At 59.9% G+C, this 20,037-nt stretch carries 17 protein-coding genes; 9 read left to right on the top strand and 8 right to left on the bottom strand.

The features are described from left to right. Positions 1-83 precede the first annotated feature (83 nt). The 3 genes from CFBP1590_RS13940 (at position 84) to CFBP1590_RS13930 (ending at position 2,360) form a co-directional block, all read left to right on the top strand. Positions 84-872 carry an SDR family NAD(P)-dependent oxidoreductase gene (locus tag CFBP1590_RS13940; protein ID WP_058432445.1) on the top strand — a complete coding sequence of 263 codons (789 nt, stop codon included), beginning with the start codon at positions 84-86 and terminating at the stop codon, positions 870-872. 62 nt (positions 873-934) lie between these two features. Further along, positions 935-1,318: a hypothetical protein gene (locus tag CFBP1590_RS13935; protein WP_088235288.1), complete on the top strand. Its 384-nt coding sequence runs from the start codon at positions 935-937 to the stop codon at positions 1,316-1,318. 40 nt (positions 1,319-1,358) lie between these two features. Further along, entirely contained in the window at positions 1,359-2,360 is a 1,002-nt protein-coding gene (locus tag CFBP1590_RS13930) for an NADP-dependent oxidoreductase (RefSeq protein WP_088235287.1), read from the top strand. Positions 2,361-2,400: 40 nt separating this feature from the next. On the opposite strand, the gene CFBP1590_RS13925 is transcribed toward CFBP1590_RS13930, so the two are convergent. Together CFBP1590_RS13925 and CFBP1590_RS13920 are read right to left on the bottom strand one after the other, a co-directional pair. Further along, complete coding sequence (locus CFBP1590_RS13925; protein ID WP_088235286.1) at positions 2,401-3,675, bottom strand: glucarate dehydratase family protein; 1,275 nt, start codon at positions 3,673-3,675, stop codon at positions 2,401-2,403. A gap of 19 nt (positions 3,676-3,694) precedes the next feature. Further along, positions 3,695-5,038: an MFS transporter gene (locus CFBP1590_RS13920; RefSeq protein WP_191625392.1), complete on the bottom strand. Its 1,344-nt coding sequence runs from the start codon at positions 5,036-5,038 to the stop codon at positions 3,695-3,697. A 139-nt stretch (positions 5,039-5,177) separates the two neighbouring features. On the opposite strand from CFBP1590_RS13920, the gene CFBP1590_RS13915 reads away from it, so the two are divergent. Further along, the gene (locus CFBP1590_RS13915; protein ID WP_004882354.1) at positions 5,178-6,080 is read left to right on the top strand and encodes a LysR family transcriptional regulator; all 903 of its coding nucleotides are present in this window, start codon (positions 5,178-5,180) and stop codon (positions 6,078-6,080) included. A 150-nt stretch (positions 6,081-6,230) separates the two neighbouring features. Then, positions 6,231-6,914 (top strand): hypothetical protein, encoded by a 684-nt coding sequence (locus tag CFBP1590_RS13910; protein ID WP_029242585.1) that lies wholly within the window; start codon positions 6,231-6,233, stop codon positions 6,912-6,914. Between the two features lie 15 nt (positions 6,915-6,929). Here CFBP1590_RS13910 and CFBP1590_RS13905 read toward each other — a convergent pair whose 3' ends face one another. Then, positions 6,930-8,693, bottom strand: a complete 1,764-nt coding sequence (locus CFBP1590_RS13905) for a S8/S53 family peptidase (protein WP_088235284.1) — start codon at positions 8,691-8,693, stop codon at positions 6,930-6,932. Positions 8,694-8,816: 123 nt separating this feature from the next. Beyond that, positions 8,817-9,821 carry a nucleoside hydrolase gene (locus CFBP1590_RS13900; protein WP_088235283.1) on the bottom strand — a complete coding sequence of 335 codons (1,005 nt, stop codon included), beginning with the start codon at positions 9,819-9,821 and terminating at the stop codon, positions 8,817-8,819. A 346-nt stretch (positions 9,822-10,167) separates the two neighbouring features. Between CFBP1590_RS13900 and CFBP1590_RS13895 the strand changes: the two genes are divergently transcribed. Both CFBP1590_RS13895 and CFBP1590_RS13890 read left to right on the top strand, forming a co-directional pair. Further along, positions 10,168-12,111, top strand: a complete 1,944-nt coding sequence (locus CFBP1590_RS13895) for a putative bifunctional diguanylate cyclase/phosphodiesterase (protein WP_088235282.1) — start codon at positions 10,168-10,170, stop codon at positions 12,109-12,111. 87 nt (positions 12,112-12,198) lie between these two features. Then, positions 12,199-12,909, top strand: a complete 711-nt coding sequence (locus tag CFBP1590_RS13890) for a GntR family transcriptional regulator (RefSeq protein ID WP_029242589.1) — start codon at positions 12,199-12,201, stop codon at positions 12,907-12,909. Here the strand turns inward: CFBP1590_RS13890 and CFBP1590_RS13885 are convergent, their stop codons facing one another. The 3 genes from CFBP1590_RS13885 to CFBP1590_RS13875 all read right to left on the bottom strand — a co-directional run bounded on the left by CFBP1590_RS13885 (position 12,910) and on the right by CFBP1590_RS13875 (position 16,288). Then, a complete protein-coding gene (locus CFBP1590_RS13885) occupies positions 12,910-13,860 on the bottom strand; it encodes a PDR/VanB family oxidoreductase (RefSeq protein WP_058432945.1) in 951 nt (316 codons plus the stop codon). 14 nt (positions 13,861-13,874) lie between these two features. Then, a complete protein-coding gene (locus tag CFBP1590_RS13880) occupies positions 13,875-14,939 on the bottom strand; it encodes a Rieske 2Fe-2S domain-containing protein (protein ID WP_058432944.1) in 1,065 nt (354 codons plus the stop codon). Between the two features lie 473 nt (positions 14,940-15,412). Next, positions 15,413-16,288 (bottom strand): LysR family transcriptional regulator, encoded by an 876-nt coding sequence (locus tag CFBP1590_RS13875; RefSeq protein ID WP_088235281.1) that lies wholly within the window; start codon positions 16,286-16,288, stop codon positions 15,413-15,415. Positions 16,289-16,422: 134 nt separating this feature from the next. Here CFBP1590_RS13875 and CFBP1590_RS13870 point away from each other — a divergent pair, with 134 nt between their 5' ends. Further along, a complete protein-coding gene (locus CFBP1590_RS13870) occupies positions 16,423-17,184 on the top strand; it encodes a gamma-glutamyl-gamma-aminobutyrate hydrolase family protein (protein ID WP_088235280.1) in 762 nt (253 codons plus the stop codon). A 103-nt stretch (positions 17,185-17,287) separates the two neighbouring features. Beyond that, the gene (locus tag CFBP1590_RS13865; protein ID WP_029242594.1) at positions 17,288-17,836 is read left to right on the top strand and encodes a cupin domain-containing protein; all 549 of its coding nucleotides are present in this window, start codon (positions 17,288-17,290) and stop codon (positions 17,834-17,836) included. 20 nt (positions 17,837-17,856) lie between these two features. On the opposite strand, the gene CFBP1590_RS13860 is transcribed toward CFBP1590_RS13865, so the two are convergent. Beyond that, entirely contained in the window at positions 17,857-20,007 is a 2,151-nt protein-coding gene (locus tag CFBP1590_RS13860; protein WP_191625388.1) for a TonB-dependent receptor family protein, read from the bottom strand. Positions 20,008-20,037 lie beyond the last annotated feature (30 nt).

Raw genomic sequence — 20,037 nt, 5'->3', positions numbered from 1 at the left:
GATGCTGATCATCATCATTGTGCCAAGTCCAGGCGACCATCGCTTGGGCACCTCAATGATTCTTTCTGCAAGAGAGCACTCCCATGACCGCACTTCCTTCTGTTCTCATCACTGGCGCATCCACCGGCATCGGCGCTGTGTACGCTGATCGTTTCGCAGGCCGCGGTCACGATCTGGTGCTGGTCGCCCGTGACAAGGCGCGCATGGACATTCTCGCGGCCCGTCTGCGTGAAGAACACGGCGTCGCCGTCGATGTGCTGCAGGCTGACCTGACCCGCAACGACGACGTGGCCGCCGTCGAGACACGTCTGCGCGATGACGCCCGCATCGGCGTGCTCATCAATAACGCCGGTGTTGCCCAAAGCGGTGGTTTTCTGGACCAGACGTCCGCCAGCATTGATCAACTGGTCACCCTCAACATCACGGCACTGACCCGGCTGGCCAACGCCATCGCGCCACGGCTGGTGCAGGCGGGTGAGGGCGCTATCGTCAACATCGCCTCCGTCGTCGGTCTTGCACCGGAGTTCGGCATGTCGATCTATGGCGCGACCAAGGCGTACGTTGTGTTCCTGTCCCAGGGTATGAGCCTGGAACTGGCAGAGAAGGGGGTCTACGTGCAGGCCGTGCTGCCCGCCGCCACCCGTACCGAGATCTGGGAGCGCGCCGGTATCGACATCAATACGCTGCCGGACATCATGGAAGTGCACGACCTGGTGGATGCGGCGCTGGTCGGTTTCGACCGCCGTGAACCGATCACCATCCCGCCGCTGCGTGACGATGCCCGCTGGGATGCACTGCAGGGTGCGCGTCAGGGTCTGCTCGGCGAAATCCGTCAGGCCGAGGTCGCGCAGCGTTATCAGACCGCTTCCTGATGCCTCGCGCCGGGAAGACCGCGCATTCCATTTGCCAGTCATCAACGCATGAGTAAACAGCCATGAAGTTTCGTCATCTCGCGGCCATGAGCGCCATTGTGTTCTGGGCGCTCGCAGTTGCCTGGATGTTTGTGCCTGCGCAGATGCTGGCGAATTGGGGAGTCGGTTTTTCCAGCGAGGCCGGCCTGGTGAGCCGTCGTGCAGCCGCTTTGTATCTGGGCTTGGGCGTGATGCTCTTTCTGGCCAGAAACGCTGCGCCTTCGGTGGCACGTTCGGCGTTGGTCGCAGGCTTTGTCACGGCCTGTCTGACCCTCGCCGCACTGGGCGTATTCGAACTGCTATCAGGGCATGCGAATCCGGGAATTCTGGCTGCGGTTGCGATCGAAGTGCTGTTTTCGATGGCCTTCCTGTTCGTCCAGCGCCGTGAAAGATACCTCGCGCAATAAGCAGCCGAGCCATTTTGTATTCAAAGAGAATTGAACACCCATGAAAGCATTCATCATCGACCGGTATGGAAAGAAGGACGTCGGTCGGATTGGCGAGAGGCCCGATCCTGGCATCGGACCAAAAGACGTATTGGTCCAGGTTCATGCGGCCGGCGTGAACATGCTGGACGTCAAGATCCGCAACGGCGAATTCAAACCGATCCTGCCTTACAAACTGCCCTTGGTGCTGGGCAACGATGTGGCGGGCATCGTGGTGGCCGTCGGGCCAGACGTCAAAGGTTTCAAGCCTGGCGATGAGGTGTATGCGCGGCCCGAGGAGGAACGCATGGGCAGTTTTGCGGAGTTGATCTGCCTGCGCGAAGATTCCATCGCGCTCAAACCTGCGCACCTCGCCATGGTGCAGGCGGCATCCGTTCCGTTGGTGGCGCTGACCGCCTGGCAAGTGCTGGTGGAAACCGCAAGGCTGCAGCCAGGCCAGCGGGTATTGATACACGCGGGTTCTGGTGGCGTCGGCACCATTGCCATCCAGCTCGCGAAACACCTGGGCGCCTTCGTTGCGACCACGACCAGTACTGCCAATGTCGAGTGGGTCAAGGCGCTGGGCGCCGACGTGGTGATCGACTACAAGACTCAGAGATTTGAAAGCCTTTTGCAGGGCTATGACGTGGTGCTGAACAGCCTGGGCACCGACGAACTGGAAAAATCGCTCAAGGTGCTCAAGCCGGGCGGTCATCTGATCTCCATTTCCGGTCCGCCCACACCGCAATTTGCTGAAGAACAGAAACTGAACGGGGTGTTGAAGCAGGTGATGCGCCTGTTGAGTTATGGCATCCGCAGAAAGGCCCGTAAACACGGTGTTGCCTACAGTTTCGTGTTCATGCGCGCCAATGGCGCCCAACTCAAGGAAATCACCCGACTGATCGAAGCAGGGATCATCAAGCCGATTCTGGACCGTACCTTTGCTTTCCAGCAGACCGCCGAGGCGCTGGCGTATGTCGAGCAGGGAAGGGCCAAGGGCAAGGTCGTGGTGCAGCTCAGGTGATCAGGCCCCGGAGCACGGGGCCTTCAGACTTGCCTGTCTCTCAATAGCGCGGCTTCACAGCCTTCCATTCCGGTTTGTATTTCTGCATCTGCTTCACGTCATCGCGCTGGCGGATGCCGCAACTCAGGTACTGGTCGTTGAGCTTGCCGAGCTGGTCATAATCCAGTTCCAGCCCCAGACCCGGTTCGCGAGTGAGTTTTACGCAACCGTCGACGATGGGCAGCTTACCGCCCTTGATGACTTCCTCGTCCGGCTCCTGCCATGGGTAATGCGTGTCGCAGGCGTAGTCGAGGTTAGACACGGACGCAGCGACATGGGTCATGGCCATGAGGCTGATGCCCAGATGCGAGTTGGAGTGCATCGATACACCCAGCCCGAACGTGTCGCATATCTTTGCCAGTGCCTGGGTGTCGCGCAGTCCGCCCCAGTAGTGATGGTCGGCCAGCACGATCTGCACGCTGTTCAACGCAACGCTGCGGCGGAACTCGTCGAAGTCGGTGACCACCATGTTGGTCGCCAGCGGCAGGCCGGTGCGTTTGTGCAACTCGGACATGCCGTCCAGACCCGGCGTCGGGTCTTCGTAGTACTGCAGGTCGTCGCCCAACAGCTCGGCCATGCGGATCGAGGTTTCCAGCGACCAGTTGCCGTTGGGGTCAATGCGCAACGGATAGCCGGGGAAGGCTTTCTTCAGCGCCTTGATGCAGGACACTTCGTGCGCCGGGTTCAGCGCGCCCGCCTTGAGCTTGATGCTCTTGAAACCGTAAGCCTCGATCATGCGCCGCGCCTGAGCGACGATCTGTTCCTCGCTCAGCGCTTCGCCCCAGCTGTCCGGTGCGTAAGGCGAATCGGCGTGCTGCGCGTACTTGAAGAACAGGTACGCACTGAACGGCACTTGATCACGAACCGCGCCACCGAGCAGATCCACCAGCGGTACATTGATCGAACGCGCCTGCAGGTCAAGAAACGCCACTTCGAACGCCGAGTAAGCGTTGCTCACGGCTTTGCTGGCGTGAGAGCCGGGCGCCAGTTCAGCACCCGCCAGACTGGCCGGTTTGTGGGCCGCCACAGTGGCCTGAACGATGCTGCGCAACTGGCTGAGATTGAACGGATCTAGGCCGATCAGCTGGTTCTGCACCTGCTGCTGAATCGCCAGTGCCGGGGCATCGCCATAGCTTTCACCCAGACCGATGTAACCATTGTCGCTTTCGATTTCGATGATCGAGCGCAGGGCAAAGGGTTCGTGTATGCCGCTGGCATTGAGCAGGGGCGGATCGCGAAAGGCGATGGGGGTGACGGTGACACGAATGATTTTCAAAGGACTGTCTCCCGGTTGATCAGGGTTTGATGCTGGAGTGGGTGCCGAGCGGGGCGGTCGCATGCGAGGTCGCCGGCTCAGCCCTGGACGGGCGGCGCGCATCACCTCGCGGGGTGGTGCGGGCAAAGAAGATCACGATGGCCGCCAGCAGCGAGGTGGCCGCAAGCCCGTACAGACCGCCTTGAATGGAACCGGTGGTCTGCTCCAGAAAGCCGAATGCGGTAGGGGCAACGAAGCCGCCCAGGTTGCCGATGGAGTTGATCAATGCAATGACTGCAGCGGCGATACGGGCATCCAGATAACCCTGCGGAATCGGCCAGAACAGCGCCGACGCAGCCTTGAAGCCAATCGCGGCAAAGCAGATGGCGACGAAGGCAAAGACCGGCCCGCCGGTGGTGGACATGAACATGCCCAATGCAGCGATCACCAGCGTCACGGCGACCCACGCCTGCTGATGCTTGAAGCGCGCAGCCAGAGCAGCGAAACCGTACATGGCGACAATCGAGATGAGCCACGGCACCGAGTTGAACAGCCCGACTTCGAAGTCGCTCAGGCTGCCCATCTTGCGAATCATGCTCGGCAGCCAGAACGTGGCGCCATAGATAGTCAGGGCAACCGAGAAGTAGATGAAGCAGAACAGGATGATCTGCCGATCCGCCAGCAGCTTGAACACCGAAGGGCGGACGGTTTGCGTGGCTTCCCGAGCGCGCTGTTCCTCGGCGATGGCGTTGACCAGCGTGGTCTTTTCTTCCTCGGTCAGCCATTTGGCTTCACGAGGGTGCGACTGCAGCCAGAACCAGACGAACCCGCACAGCACAATCGAGGCGAAACCTTCGATCAGAAACATCCACTGCCAGCCATGCAGGCTCAGGCCGCTGATGCCCAGCAACGCGCCGGACAGCGGCCCGGAAATCACCGAGGCGATGGCCGAACCGCTCAGAAACAACGCCATGGCCTTGCCGCGGTCACTGGCAGGCAGCCATTGGGTGAAGTAATAGATGATCCCGGGAAAGAAACCCGCCTCAGCGGCGCCGAGCACGAAACGCAGCACGTAGAAGCTGGTTTCGCCCTGAACGAAGGCCATGGCCATGGCGGCCGCGCCCCAGGTAAACATGATGCGGGTCAGCCAGGCGCGAGCGCCGTAGCGTTGCAGCAGCATGTTGGAAGGCACTTCAAACAGCGCATAGCCGACAAAGAACAGACCAGCGCCCAACCCGTAGGCCGCTGCGCCTATGCCCAGATCGGTTTCCAGGTGGCTGCGCACAAAGCCGATGTTGACGCGGTCGATGTAATTGACGATGAACATCACCACGAACAGCGGCAGCACGTGGCGTTTCACCTTGCTGGCCGCACGGGCAAGCACCGTGGAGTCCGAAGCATGAGGGACGGTATTCAAGAGGCAACTCCCATTCATTGTTTTTTTGGGGATGAGCCGATCATGGACGCTGGGATTATTCCCGTCTAATCTAGATATTGATTTGATTGATACCTGGAATGAATCAATGTTCGAGCTGGCCCAACTGCGCTGTTTCACCACCGTCGCCACGGAATTGAATTTTCGAAGAGCGGCCGAACGTCTGAACATGACTCAGCCGCCGCTGAGCCGACAGATCCAGTTGCTCGAGCACAATCTGGGTGTCGAACTGTTCACGCGCAGCACCCGCAGCGTGGCGTTGACCGCTGCGGGGCGTGCATTTTTCATTGAGGCGCAGACACTGCTGGAGCGCGCCCAGCAGGCGGCCATTTCGGCACGACGCTTTGCCGAAGGCGATATCGGCTCGGTGACGATCAGTTTCGTTGGCAGCGCGGTGTACGAGTTCCTGCCCAAGGTGATCGCCGAGGCGCGGCTCAACCAGCCTCAGGTCAAGATATCCCTCACTGAAATGAATACCTACCAGCAGCACGAAGCGCTCAGGGCGCGGCGCATTGATCTGGGCATTGTGCGGGCTCCGTTGTTTCAGCCGGGCTACGAGACCGAGTGTCTGGTGCGCGAGCCATTCGTACTCGCGGTGCCGGGCAACCACCCGCTGGCTCGGGCTTCGACGGTCGCGGTTGAAGATTTGGACGGTGCCCCATTCCTCATGTACTCACACTCGGCCTATCCGCCCTTCAACGAGCTGCTGACCGGCATGTTCCGTTCGGCCCGTGTTGCTCCGGATTATGTGCAGTGGCTCGGCTCGTCGCTGACGATTCTGGCGCTGGTGAACGCCGGTATGGGCCTGGCGCTGGTGCCGCGCTGCGCGACCAATGTGGTGTTCAAAGACGTGGTGTTTCGCGAGATCGACTTGGGCGAGGGCGTGCAGAGCGAACTGCATCTGGTCTGGCGGACCGACAATGACAATCCGGCGTGCATGATGCTGCTTGAGGCCATTCGGGCAGCGGTGAAAGTCGATATGAATATTTGAAGTATTTATGCAGAAGACGCCCGCAGTTCATGGCCGTCTACTATCATTCGTTCAATCGATAGTCACCATCAAGAAAGGCAAGTTCTGTTTTTTCGGCAAAGGAGGAGGATGGCGTCATAGCCACTTGCTCCGTACAGAAGGAAACGAACGATGAAAATTTTCAACCTGCTGACTTTTGTCGCTGTCTTGATCAGTGCACCTCTGGCCACGTCGTCCGTTTCCGCTGCCACTGCTTTCGATAATGCCCAGGCCTGCCACTTCCAGCCGGTAGCGGACAGCCCTGCCAGCCTTCAGCATTCGCAGTCGGTCGGCGTGCTGTACAGCGAGAACACCGTCAGTAATCTCGAGTACCTGAACAACTATCATGCCGTTGCCCAGCGCTCTGCGCGAAATCCTGCACTGGATTCGCGCATTCGTGACGCCTTCATCAACAGCTCCGACCCGAAGTTGGCCATCGACTGGCTCACCGGCTCGCTGAAGAAAGAGTTCGCCTCGGTGACCGTCTACGACAACCTGGACGCAGTGATGCAGGCGCGGCCTGACGTGGTGGTGATGCTCGACACTTACAACCAGTTGGTGAGCAAGCGCAACAATCAGGTGGAAGCCCGTTATCTGGCGCGCTTCTACGACGCCAACCTGCAGTACATCGGCAAGGCAGAAGGCGCAACCGGCCAGGCAATGCCTTCAGTCTGGGTCAAGGGCAAGGCCGCTCCTGAAATCGCCGCGCAGATCGACCAGCAACGCGAACTGCAGGTCACTGCCCTGAAACAGTTCGACGCCTCGCTCAAGGCGCTGGTCCTGCAGGCTGAGCGGGATCAGGTGGCTGCAAACTGATCCCCGCCCGGTTACTCACCTCACGCGATCAAGGCTCTGCACCGAAAGGTCCAGAGCCTTTTGCATATCGAGCCGCGCCGAGCGACCCACGTCCTTGTCATGCAGCTTGAATTCCCGCTCAGACGGCAGGATGGGTGCAGTCAGGTCGTCGGCGCCCACCGGTTCGAAGTCATAGTTGCTGCCGATGGTCATGGCACTGCGACGCAGCAGCATGCGGATCTGTTCGGGCGTGAGCCTGGGGTTGATCGACAGCATGGCAGCCACCATGCCCGTGACCATGGGCGTGGCGTAGGACGTGCCGCAGTGCACCGCACCCTGTTCGCCAGCCTTGGCCGTTGACGCGCGGGTGCAGGCGGACGCCATGATGTCGACGCGCATATCGACGTTGGAGGATTCGCGCTTCTCGACATAGGCCGGGTCATCCACTGCCACGTCATCGCGTTCGGTGCGCTGATGCCCGCCGACCACCAGCAACTGATCGGTAATGAATGAGGAGGGCAGGCGGTATTCGTCGGTGCTCGAGAACGACGAGCCGTTGCCTGCCGAGTTCACCACCAGCACATCCGGGTGTTTCTCGCGCAGCCAGAGAAAGAACTCCTCCAGCAGTTCTTCATAGCCGGACATGGCGAGTCCTGAGCGGATCAGCGAATCGACGTCGTCCCCCTGGATATTCTTTGCGCCGATCCGGTGAATGCCCCAGCTCCAGTTCAGCACCCTGACGCCGTCTTCGACCAGATTGACCGAGGCCGCCACGTTGGCGGTGATCCCTGCGTCGGAGTTGCGCTCAACGATGACGTCGAAGCCCTGACTCGCGCCGTCCAGCGATTTGAGAAAGCCGGTGTTGCCACCCTCGGCGGTATTGGCCGCCAGAATGCCGGTCACCGTAGTGCCATGCCCGTCAGGCTTGCGGGCGTCACGGGCAAACACGCAGGTGCGTGGTGCGCCGCTGTGGCAGTCGCCTCGGTAATCGGCAAAGTCCGGCGTGTCGAAATCCACGTTGCGCTCGATGATGCCGACGCGAATCGGTACAGGCTTGATGGGCGATACCTTGCCCGGAATCCGGCGCTGGTAGTAATTCACGGCGTCCATGAAGCGGTTGGCCGTCCATTGTTCGCGCGTCGGTTTTTCCTGCTTGCCGTCCGAAGGCGGTGCTTCACCTTCTGCGGCCTCGGCCTGGGACTCTTCTATGACGACGGCGTCGACACTGACCTCGCTGCCCATGCGCAGCACCATGGCGTCGCGCTCCACCAGATTCTTTGTCGGCAGGCGCAGTTGCCAGGTGTTGAGCGGTGCAATCGAGCCGACGACAGTTGCGCCAAACTTCTGTGCAATTCTCTGCGCTTCTTCATGGCCGTCGAACCGTTCTTCGATGATCAGGCTGATCAGGTTTACATAGGTGGTCAGCCCATCCATGTTTTTCGCGACTTCATCCGGCGTAGCGGCCAGGACGTGACTGCCTGCCAGGCTCAGCCAGACCGCATTGCTGTTGTTGCCGTCCTGCTGCAGCCATAGCGGGCCGCTCTGCCAGTCGGCGTATTTCAACTGCACCCGCAGACGATCGCCGTCGCGCTGGATGGCTGCGTCTGGAAGGGTTTTGCCGCTCAGCTTGATTTCTATCGGGGCTGAGCCCATGCCTTCTGCACTGAGGCAGAACGTCTGCTGTTGGCGGTCGAGCAGGTCGTCACAGCGTTGCAGGCGCTCGATGCGCAGTGTGTCGTTGGCGGACGCGAGTGATGAGCAGGTCAGGGTGGCAGCGACAAGCAGGGTACGGCTGAACATGCGGATGTCCTGGGCAGGGCGTGAAGTAGCTTTCTGACTGCCGGGCGTCGTACATGGTTCAGGGCTGCCAGGATCCATCTGTGTCGCCGTGCCCGCGCAGAATGCCCGGGCACGGCAACGCTGTCAGTTCAGCGGGCAGTTGATCACTTGCGCAAAATTGTTGGCGAAGGCGGTTTGCGACACGCCGGTCACGAACGAGACGGGCCTTGAGCCGTCTTCCCTGACGACAACCTGTCCGCAGTGGTTGTCGTGTTCGGAACTGATGGTGTTGACCGCCAGGTACTCGGCATTGGTCTTGGTGGCGCTAATACCACCCGCCATCAGTAGCGTCGCCAACGGGTCGAAAATAGGCACTGGCAGGTTGCCTTCGGCGTGTGTGCCGGACTTGACCTCAAGCACCTTGCGCACCAGGGTCGCCACAGGATCGGTCGCGGTGATCCGCGTCGAGTAGGTCGGGTCGAGTATCACCTGATTGCACGCGTCCAGCGGCACCAGCGTCAGGGGCAGCGTCGAGCCGAATACGCTGTCGGCCGCCACGGCATCCACAAACACATTCCACTCTGCATAATAGTTGCTGCTATAAGCAGGCCCCTGATCCCAGGCAGGCTGTGCGTTGTTCAAACCGGCGACGTTACCGTCGACATAAACGGCACCCGCCATTGCATAAATGTTGTCGAGGTTGGCAAAGTCGCTCGGGTGTGTGCTCAAAGACAACATCTTTGCAATGTTGGTAAAACCGCCCAGCGAAAGAAGGGTGATGGGGACAGTGCTGTTGTTGATTGTTTCAAACAGAAACGTCCAGGCGGGCGTATCCGAGAGCGCAGGAAGTTGTGCAGGGTTCAATGTCCCCAAAAGCCCCATGACATCGTTCATGTCGTTCTTGAAGTCCTGGGGGAAGCGGTAGTCATGCTCCAGCGGTGTGTCCGTGCCACGGGCAACGACGGTATCAAGCCGGTTGCCGATCCCCAGCAAATGCCGGGCGATGATCACGCCCCAGCCCAGGTCCGTTTCGCCACACCCGGTGACCGTAATGCCGACGATGTCGATATCCGGGCGTTTCATCAGATACACAATGGACAGCACATCGTCCCAGCCCATATCCGTGTCGATAATAACTTTCCTGTTCATCTTACTTCTCCGTGTATTCGTAAAGGGCCGGGCGTGGCACTTAGTGACTGAAAACAAGCGCGCTTGCTAAAAAGCGTGTGTGGTGAGTTCTTTTCTACGTTTTGGTTCAATTCGCGGGGATTTTAAATCGCCCTGATATATACAACAGCTACCGGTCTGCGTCGAGTCGGCGCAGACCGGTAAAGTTGGAAACTATTCAACTGGAAATCCGCTTGAAAGTCGTATTTTGTGTTAAAGAAAGAGTTCGCCTGGCCGAGAGCATGACAAGCGAGCCGCACGTTGCCCGGCCCGCATGAAATACAGCAAGCCACGTGCGCTTTGACTGTGGTAACAGAGAAGCCTTGCGATGCTGAAAAACCTGTTGGGTACGCTGCGTACCCTGATATCAGTGCCCACCGATCAACCCCGGCTGCTTCAGGCCCAATACATAGCGTTGTCCCGTCAACTGCCGTTGATGTACTTCGTGTTGCTGGTCAACACCTGGGCGCTCGCGTTCACGCATCGTTCCGCGCCGACGTGGCTGACCCTGCTGGTACCGGGATTGCTGACACTGGTGTGCGGCATTCGCGCCCGTATGTGGTTGCGCACGGTCAATCGGCTGCCATCCGAAGCGATGATCCTCGCCACCTTGCGCAGCACCAATGGCCTGGCGGGAATCATTGCCGCTGCATTTGCGGGTTGGTCGCTGGCGCTGTACCCCTATGGCGGCGCCTACGCTCAGGCCCATGTGGCCTTTTTCATGGGCATCACAGTGATTGTGTGCATCTTCTGCATGATGCACCTGCAGCCTGCCGCGCTGACGACGGCGGTGATTGTGAACGCGGCCTTCGTGGTGTTCTTCGCCTCGACCCATAACACGATCTTCATCGCCACGGCAGTAAACATCGTGCTGGTGTCGATCGGCATGCTGATCATTCTTCGTTATCAATACCGCGACTTCACTCGCCTGGTGACGGTACAGGTGCAGACCGAGCGACTGAGTAATGAAAACCTGCTGCTGGCCAACCAGGACAGCCTGACTGGATTACCCAACCGGCGTCAGTTTTTCCAGACCCTGGATCTGGCCATGACCGAGGCGCTGGAGAAGGGCGCGGGGCTTGCAGTCGGCATACTGGATCTGGATGGTTTCAAACCGGTCAATGACCTTTACGGTCATCGTACGGGCGACCAATTGCTGGTCATGGTCGCTGATCGCCTGAGGCAGGTGGCGAGCGATACGGTGCACGTGTCGCGGCTGGGTGGCGATGAATTCGCCCTGGTCATCAAAGGCGACATCAGTCGAGAAGCCTTGCTGGCCTTGGGCAAACGCCTGTGCGATCAGATGCATGAGCAGTTCGAACTGTTGGAAATGCCGATCCAGATCGGCGCCACCTTTGGCATTGCGACCTACCCGACGACGGCCGACAACGCCACCCAGTTGTTCGAATACGCGGACTACGCGCTCTATCAGGGAAAGCATCACAATCCCGGTTCGACCTGCCTGTTTTCTGCGAGTCATCGTCAACAGCTGCACGCCGATGGTGTCACTGAACAGGCGCTGCGCCGGGCCAGCCTGGAGACCGAGTTCTACGTGCTGTTCCAGCCCATCATGAACAGCCGGAGCCGGGAAACAGTCGCGTTCGAAGCGCTTGCCCGGTGGAACAGTCCAGAACTGGGCGCGGTGTCGCCTGCGCGCTTCATTCCCATCGCCGAGCGCATCGGCATGATCAACAAACTGACTGCGCCATTGCTGACACATGCCCTGCAGAAGGCGCTGTCATGGCCTGCGCCCATCAGATTGTCGTTCAACCTGTCGGCGCATGATTTTGCCACGTGCGAGAGCGTCAATCTGATCGTGGAGATCATCGAAAACAGCGGTTTTGAACCATCGCGACTGGATCTTGAAATCACCGAGACGGCCGTCATGAAAGACATCGCCCAAGTGCAACAGGCGGTCAACCAGTTCCGGCAACTGGGATGCGGGATTTCGCTGGACGACTTCGGTACGGGGTATTCGAGCCTGAGCCAGTTGCACGCACTGGCGCTGACCAAACTCAAGATCGACCGAAGCTTCGTAACAGGCGTTCACGACAATCCGGCCAGCTACAAGATCGTCAAGTCGCTGGTGGCCTTGAGCATGGACATGTCGCTCGGTTGCGTGATTGAGGGCGTAGAGACGCAGGAAGAACTCAGCGCTCTTGAAACCCTGGGCTGCACGCTGGTTCAGGGCTACTTCTACAGCCCGCCGATCAGCTTTGAAGAAACGCTGAAGTGGCTCGACACGCCGAATGACGAACGCGGCTTCGGGTGACTGTGCCTTAAGCAGCGCGGGGAGCTTGATGAGCGCTCGGCGTGGGGCCTGTTATGATGCATGCCTCCATTCCCCGGAACCCCGTTCATGAGCAAACCCGGCCAGACCGTTCTTGTATCACTGCGCAAGATGATCGCATCAGGCGAGCTGGCGGCCGGAGAGCGTTTGATGGAAGTGCCCACCGCCGAGCGATTCGGTGTGTCGCGTATGCCGGTGCGCATGGCCTTTCGCACGCTGGAGCAGGAAGGGCTGCTGGTGCCTTTCGGGGGGCGCGGTTTTCAGGTGCGTTCGATCAGCCCGCATGAAATCGCCGGAGCGGTTGAAGTTCGCGGCGTGCTTGAAGGTCTGGCCGCGCGGCAGATGGCTGAAATCGGCGTCAGTCAGGAGGCCCGGGACGAACTGGAAACCTGCCTGGTGCAAGGCGATGCGCTGTTCGCCAAGGGCTTTGTCACCGAGGATGACCTTGAGGTCTATCACGACCTGAACATGCGTCTGCACCGGGTGATCGTCGAAGGCAGTGGCAACCCGGCGATTGCCGATGCGCTGGCGCGTAATGATCACTTGCCGTTCGCCTCGGTCACCGCGCTTGCCGTGGATCGCAATGACCTGGTGCGTGAGTTCCGGCGCTTCAACTTCGCGCACATGCAGCACCACGCAGTGGTGGATGCGTTAATCAATGGCCAGAGTGCACGTGCCGAAGCGATCATGCGTGAGCACGCCAACGCGACCTTGCGTTATGCCGAGGTATTCGGCGCTGGCGTTCATGAGCGCATGAAGGTGATCCAGCGCTCCGAATAGTTAGATGTCGAGTACCAGCAGCGGTGTTTTCGAGCGAGAGCAGCACGGGGTGAACTGATCATTGAGCGCCTGTTCGGCCTCGGTCAGAAACAGGTCCCGATGATCGGGAATGCCTTTGAGCACTCGAGTCAGACAGGTGCCGCACACACCCTGTTCGCAGGACAGGGGAATGTCGATGCCATTGCTTTCCAGCACCTGAGCGACGGTCTTGTTGGCCGGCACGCTGAGCACTTGGCCGGTGCTGACGATTTCCACCGAGAAGCTGCCGTCGTTGCTGGTGTCCACGGGCGCTGCGCTGAAGTATTCGCGATGCAGCTGATGCTCCGGCCAGCCCTGGGCGTGAGCCGTGTCGAGAATATGCTGCATGAATCCGCTGGGGCCGCAGACGTACACCTGCGCATCGGCATCGGGGTCGGCCAGCACTGTCAGCGCGTCCAGCCGGGTTTCCGGGCGATCATCGAAGTGCAGGCTGACCTTTTCGGCGAATGCGGACTGTTTCAGGCGTTCCACGAATGCGGCGCGGTCTACCGAGCGGGCGCAGTAGTGCAATTCAAAGGGCTGGTCGTTTTGCGCCAGATGCTCGGCCATACACAGGATGGGCGTGATCCCAATACCACCCCCGAACAGCAGGGTACGGCTTGCTCGCTCGGCGAGCGGAAACAGGTTTCGCGGTTCGCTGATGCTCAGGTGAGTGCCCGGATGAATCTGCTGGTGCAGGGCGCGCGAGCCGCCCCGTGAAGCCGGATCGTTGAGCACGCCAATCAGGTAGCGATGGCGCTCTGTGGGCGGGTTGCATAAAGAGTACTGGCGAATCAGGCCGTCCGGCAGGTGCACGTCGATGTGCGAACCGGCAGTGAAGGGCGGCAGCAGTCCGCCGTCGGTTCGCACCAGTTCATAGCTGCAGATGTCCAGCGCTTCGTCCGTGCGCGATAACACAGTCACGTCGATCATGTCGCACCTCGGGTTCAATTCAGGTTAGCCGCAGGAATCTGGTCGCCGCTGGCGGCCTGTTCGCTGGCGATCAGTCGCTCGATAATCTTGCGGGACTGCACGCCGCCCGCATCGATGTTGAGCTTGAGCAGCTTGCGGTGCGGATGCTGGAGCAGGTTCTGTTGCTGGCGCTCGAGCATTTCCAGATCCTCGGTGAAGATCTTGCCCTGGCCTTCGCGAATGCTTGCCGTCAGGGCTTCGTCCTGCGGATTGAAGTTGCGCGCCATGCCCCAGAAGTACCAGATGGACGTGTCGGTTTCCGGGGTGATGAAGTCTACGACGATGCTTGAGGCCTTGAATTCGCGAGGGGCGTTGTAGCCACCTTTTCCGGCATGGGCGACACCCACCTCAATATGAACGTGGCTGGGCGGTGTGAAACGGCAGATCTGCCAGCGGTCCACCGGCACGTCGTCGGCCAGGTTGTTGCCACGCAGCGCCATCTGCCAGAACGGCGGCGGCATGATGTTTTCCATGTGCCGGGCCGTTACAACTTCTTCGCCTTCGACGGTGGTCACCGGCGGCGCCTCGTCGATTTCCTTCTGGCCGATGCTGGAGGCATGGACGTAGGTTTCGTGAGTGAGGTCCATCAGGTTGTCGATCATCAGGCGGTAATCGCACTGAATGTGAAACAGCCCTCCGCCATACGCCCATTGATCACTCACAGCCCACTCCAGATGAGGAATCAGGGCGGCATCGGCCTTGTCCCGCTCCCCCGGCCAGACCCAGATGAATCCGTAACGCTCGATGGCGGCAAAGGTCTTGTTGCAGGGAAAGCCCCTGACACGCTGACCGGGCATGGCGACCGTCTGGCCATCGCCACCCATCACCAGACCGTGGTAACCGCAGACCAGTTGCCCGTTCTCGACGAATCCCAGAGAGAGCGGGGCACCGCGATGCGGACAGAAGTCCTCGAGGGCCACGATCTGCTGATCCTGATCGCGGTAGAACACCATCTTCTCATTGCAGATTTGCCTGCCGAGCGGCTTGTCAGTGACTTCATCCGCTGCACAGGCCACGTACCACGTATTTTTCGGATGCATGAGGGTTCTCCACGGTTCGGTTTTGTTGTTATGGATCCATCAGGTTCAGCCAGAAATGTGGCTTGAGCTATTAATGCCACAAGGAGAGGGAAAATAAAATGATTAAATTTGTTAACTATTATTTAGTGGATCCATTAGGGTTTGCGAATGACATGGAAAAGAGCCCTTCCAGAGGGCTATGTGATCTGGCCCGGGCATAAAAGTTGTGTGATCAGACCCAATGGGACGCGGAGCGTCCCGGGCTGCATGTCCACGCGGAGCGTGGGCACGATCGGTGTCGAGCAGACTTATGGTGATCGTTCACCCAGGACGCTCCGCGTCCGCTCTCGAGTGCGACGCGGTGCGTGGGTGTGATCAGTGCGCTTGAGATCACCCTGATCGTTCCCACGCTCCAGCGTGGTAACGCCGCCCAGGGCGCTCCGCGTCCGCTCTCGAATGCGACGCAGCGTGTGGATAAGATCAGTGGATATGAATCAGGGCTGCAAGGCATCGCGCAGCAGGGGCGCGAGTTCGTCCAGCAGGGTCTGAACGGAACGCAAGGCGCGGCAGTCGGGGCGGGTCAGGAGCCAGAGGTCGGTGCTGCAGCCTTCCAATGGCGCGCTCAGTTTCTCGACGCCTGAAAGTCCGCGAGCGGTGAAGTCTGTCAGCGCCGCGACACCGAGCCCGGCAGCGACCAACTGCGACACAGCGGACATGCTGCTGCAGCGATAACGTGGCACGACGTCCGGAAAAGCCTGGTTGCGCCAGATCACGGAAGTGTGGTCCGGCATCGAGTCGTCAGGGCTTATCCACGGCACAGACGATGGCGCTGTTTCCAGTGCATCACGAAAGCCGGGCACCCCGCAGATCACATATTCGGCCGTACCGATGCGTCGACCCACTAAGTGTTCCGGTGGCGTGTTGGTCAGGCGCAACGCGATATCAGCGTCCCGACGGCTGAGGTTGGCGAAGGAATTGGAGGTTGCCAGTTCCAGTGTGAGCGCCGGGTAGTTGGGCATGAAGCGGGCGAGGGCGGGCAGCAGCAGGTTGTGCAGCACAGCGTCGGTGCAGGTCAGACGCACGGTCCCGCTCACCACGTTCTCGCCTTGCTGCAAGGCGATACGCGCGGCGTTCAACGCAAGCTCCGCGCGTTCTGCCTGTTCGGCCATGGCGCTGGCGGTATCGGTGGGGATGTAACCGCGTCGGTTCTTTTCGAACAGGGCGATGCCCAGCGCAGCCTCAAGGCGTTTGATTGAACGGAATGCCGTGGAAATATCGACGCTCAACAGCTCTGCGGCGCGTGCGAGGGTGCGGCCTCTGACCAGCGCAAGCACCAGAGAAAGATCCGAATGGCTGACTTCATATTGCATTACTGCACAGTTTCCTTGCCTGAGCGCCCATGTAGATTGCGTAGCTGACTATCCTAGACTGGTTTCAATTGCACTGGATAGCGTCTTATTCATCTCAAGCCCAGTGCGCAACCTTTCAAATCAGGACCTGAATCATGTCTCGACTCCCCTTGATCGGCGTCACCGCCTGCCGTCAGCAACTGGGCAAATACTCTTCGCACACAGCCGGCGACAAATATGTCGAAGCGGCGGGATTTGCAGGTATCCCTGTAATCCTGCCAGCACTCAACGTACCGACCGAGCCAGCGCAGATACTCGAGCACCTGGACGGCCTGCTGTTCACCGGATCACCTTCCAATGTGGAGCCTCATCATTACAACGGCACGCCGAGTATCGAAGGCACTGCCCACGATGTGTTCCGTGATCGCAACACGCTGCCGCTGCTCAGGGCCGCCATCGCCCAGGGCGTTCCAGTGCTGTGCATCTGCCGTGGGTTTCAGGAACTGAACGTAGCGCTGGGCGGCAGCCTGCATCAACGCGTTCAGGATCTACCGGGCTATCTGGATCATCGCGAGCCGCAGAGCGACGTGGTGGCCGAACAATACGTGCCGCAACATGATGTCTCGGTGCAGCCGGGTGGCATCCTCAAGTCTCTGGGACTGGCCCCCGGCTTTGCAGTGAACAGCCTGCACAGTCAGGGTATTGATCGCCTTGCGTCCGACTTGCGCGCTGAAGCGCTTGCGCCCGACGGGTTGGTGGAAGCCGTTTCGCTGCCCGGCGCACCGGGTTTTGTGCTGGGCGTGCAGTGGCATCCCGAATGGGCGCTGATGGAGAATCCGGTGTCACTGAAAATGTTCGAAGCGTTTCGCGATGCATGTCAGGTTTATGCCCGCGCACGGTCAGCGATCAACTACTGAGCCTTGCCGACAAACATGATTTAATATCCGGCCTCATGGCTCCAGGCGCACCGCCGCGTCGGAGCCGAGTTTCTTCACCGGATATTTTTCGCATAAGGCCATTATGGATACGGGAGCACGACTCAAGCTGGTGCGTGAAAGCTACAAGCTGTCGCAACGCGAACTCGCCAGACGCAGTGGTGTGACCAATGCCACGATTTCCCTGATCGAACAGAACCGCGTGAGCCCCTCCATCAGTTCGCTCAAGAAGCTGCTGGAAGGCATTCCGATGTCGCTGGCCGATTTCTTCACGTTCGACCAGCCGCCTGGGCAGGATCAATACGTGTTTCGAGGCGGCGATCAGCCCGACCTGGGCCGCAACGGCGTGCGCCTGTTGCTGGTAGGCGCGACACTGCCGACCCGTCAGATGCGCTTTCTGCGCGAGCAGTACGCACCGGGAGCCGATTCGGGTGAAGAGCCCATCGTGCACAGCGAAGGCGAGGAGTGCGGTATGGTCACCCGTGGCACGGTCGAGCTGACCATCAACGGGCAGATCAATATTCTTGGTCCCGGCGATGGCTACTACTTTCCGACTACCTTGCCACATCGCTTCCGCAACATTGGCCAGGATGAGGCCGAAATCATCAGCGCCAACACCCCCGCCAACTTTTGATCATCCCCGCTGACTGCGTCTTAACGCAGACTCCAGGACACGCCCGCATAGACACCCATACCGTCGCCGGGCGTCGAGCGCGCAACGTCACGCCCGCCATCGTCGTAGCCCGGCGTCACCGTGTTGGCATAGCGTCGATTGGTCAGGTTGCGCAGGTCCAGCCAGGTTTGCCAGTCGTCCTTGGGCGAGGCGTAGCCGAAGGTCGCGCCCAGCAAGGTGTACTGATCGGCGTAGAAGGAATTCGCGTAATCGACGGCGACCTTCGAGGCATGTTCCGTATTCAATCCTGCGTAAAACCCGGTCGGATGGCTGTAACGCAATTCAGCCTGGTAATAATGCCGTGGAATGCCGGGGAGGGCGTTGTCGCCAAACCGGTCATCGTCCCGATAGTGAAAGTCGCTGAATGTGTACGCCTGACGCAGATCCAGCTTGCCAGCGGCACCGCCTTGCCACAGCGGGCTGTCGAGGCTCAGCTCGACGCCGGTGTGAACCGTCGGGCTAGCGTTGGATTCGGCAATCACCTGCGAAGAGGTCGCGCTGGCGGCCTGGGTTTCGACGCTCAATAGCTCGTGCCTGACCTGCGAGTAATACCACCCCGCTTCCCAGTCACCCATCCATCCCCGGCCGCGCCCTCCGAGTTCCAGAGTAGTCGCGGTCTGGTTTTCAAGTTTCACGCCAACGCGTTGCAGACCTGTCGTCGGGCCGCTTCCAGCGGGGAAGAACTGGTTCGAGCCCCAGATCATCGACCACGCGTGAGGCGGCTCGACTGAGCGGCTCAGGTTGCCGTAGACCTGCAGTTGCGGAGTGAAGTCATAACGCAATCCAAGACGTGACGCATAGTCCCAGTCGTGGGTGCTTACCGCTTGCTGGGTAGCGGGGTAGGTAACCCCGGTTTCGCGGCGGGTGTAAATCGCAGCTACGCCTGTGGTCAGCCACAGGTCGGGGACCAATTCCAGATCATTGCTCAGTTGCAGAACGCTGTCCGAGCCCAGATAGCTGTAGTCACGGGTTCTGGTGCCTGGCGTATAGCTCGCGGTGTTGCCAGCAGGGATGCGCACGAATTCTGAAGCGCCATTGTTCGGCAAGCCCTTGGTGGTGCGCAGGCCCAGGGTCGTGTTGCTCTGGTGACCGAACACGGTGTCCTGTCGAATGTAATTCAGCGTACCGCTGATGTCGGTGTAAGCGACCTTCAGGCGATTGGTGCCTTCGCGCAGGTCCATCGGATAGTCGTGATAGACCAGACCGGTTTCGATTCTGGAACTGTCATCCAGGTAGAGCGTGGTCTTATTGCCCAGCCAGGTGCTGCCCGGCTGCAGGCGCTTGGAATCACGTGCTGCGTTGAGCGTGTTGGCGGCACGCGGATCGTGACGAATCTGATCGCGTGTCAGCCGACCCGGCGAGTCGTTGTCGGTTTTCCGGTAACGAAAGAAGAAGCGGGTTTCCAGATCAGGACTGAAACGATAGCCGACGTTTGCAGCGATGCCCTTGCTGCCGCCAGCGCTGTGATCCTGAAAACCGTCGTAGTTGGAATCGGTCAGGGCGACGTAGTAATCCAGATCGCCGAGGACATCACCGGAACTGATCTGCCGTTTGGTGTAACCGTGACTTCCGGCTTCATAGCGCACTTGCAGGCGCGGCGCATCGTAGCCGGTGTGGGTGATGTAGTTGACTGCGCCGCCCAGTGCCAGTGATCCCTGTTCAAAACCGTTCGCGCCACGACGCACTTCGACATGGCTCAGCCACAAAGGCTCCTTGAGCTCATACGGTGTGCCGCCGGGGCCGGTGAGTGGCAACCCGTCGAGCATTTCAAACAGCCCCGAGGCGTGCGCGCCGGGTGCCCGATTCAGCCCGGAACCACGAATGGAAATCTTCGCACCTTCGTTGTTGGCTGCCTTTGCGTAGATGCCTGCCTGATAGCGGAACACGTCTTCATTGGTGGCCACGCGCCCCTGATCAACTCGATTCAGGTCAACAACGTTGGTGCCGCCGGGCACGCTGCGCAAGGCGTCGCGAGCTGCTTCTGCTCGGCTTTCCACGGCGTTGCCATCCACTTCGATACTGGACAGGTTCACGGTCTGATCCGCGCGAACCTGAGTGGCGCAGGCAAGCGCCGTGGTCACACCAAGCAGTTTCAACGCAGCAGCGAGCGGGAAGGGTGGAGTGTGTTGCACGTAAAGAGGCCTCTTGGCTGGGGCCGCTAC

The organism is Pseudomonas viridiflava (assembly GCF_900184295.1).
Classification (GTDB): Bacteria; Pseudomonadota; Gammaproteobacteria; order Pseudomonadales; family Pseudomonadaceae; genus Aquipseudomonas; species Aquipseudomonas viridiflava.
This window is presented reverse-complemented; position numbering and strand designations above follow the sequence as displayed.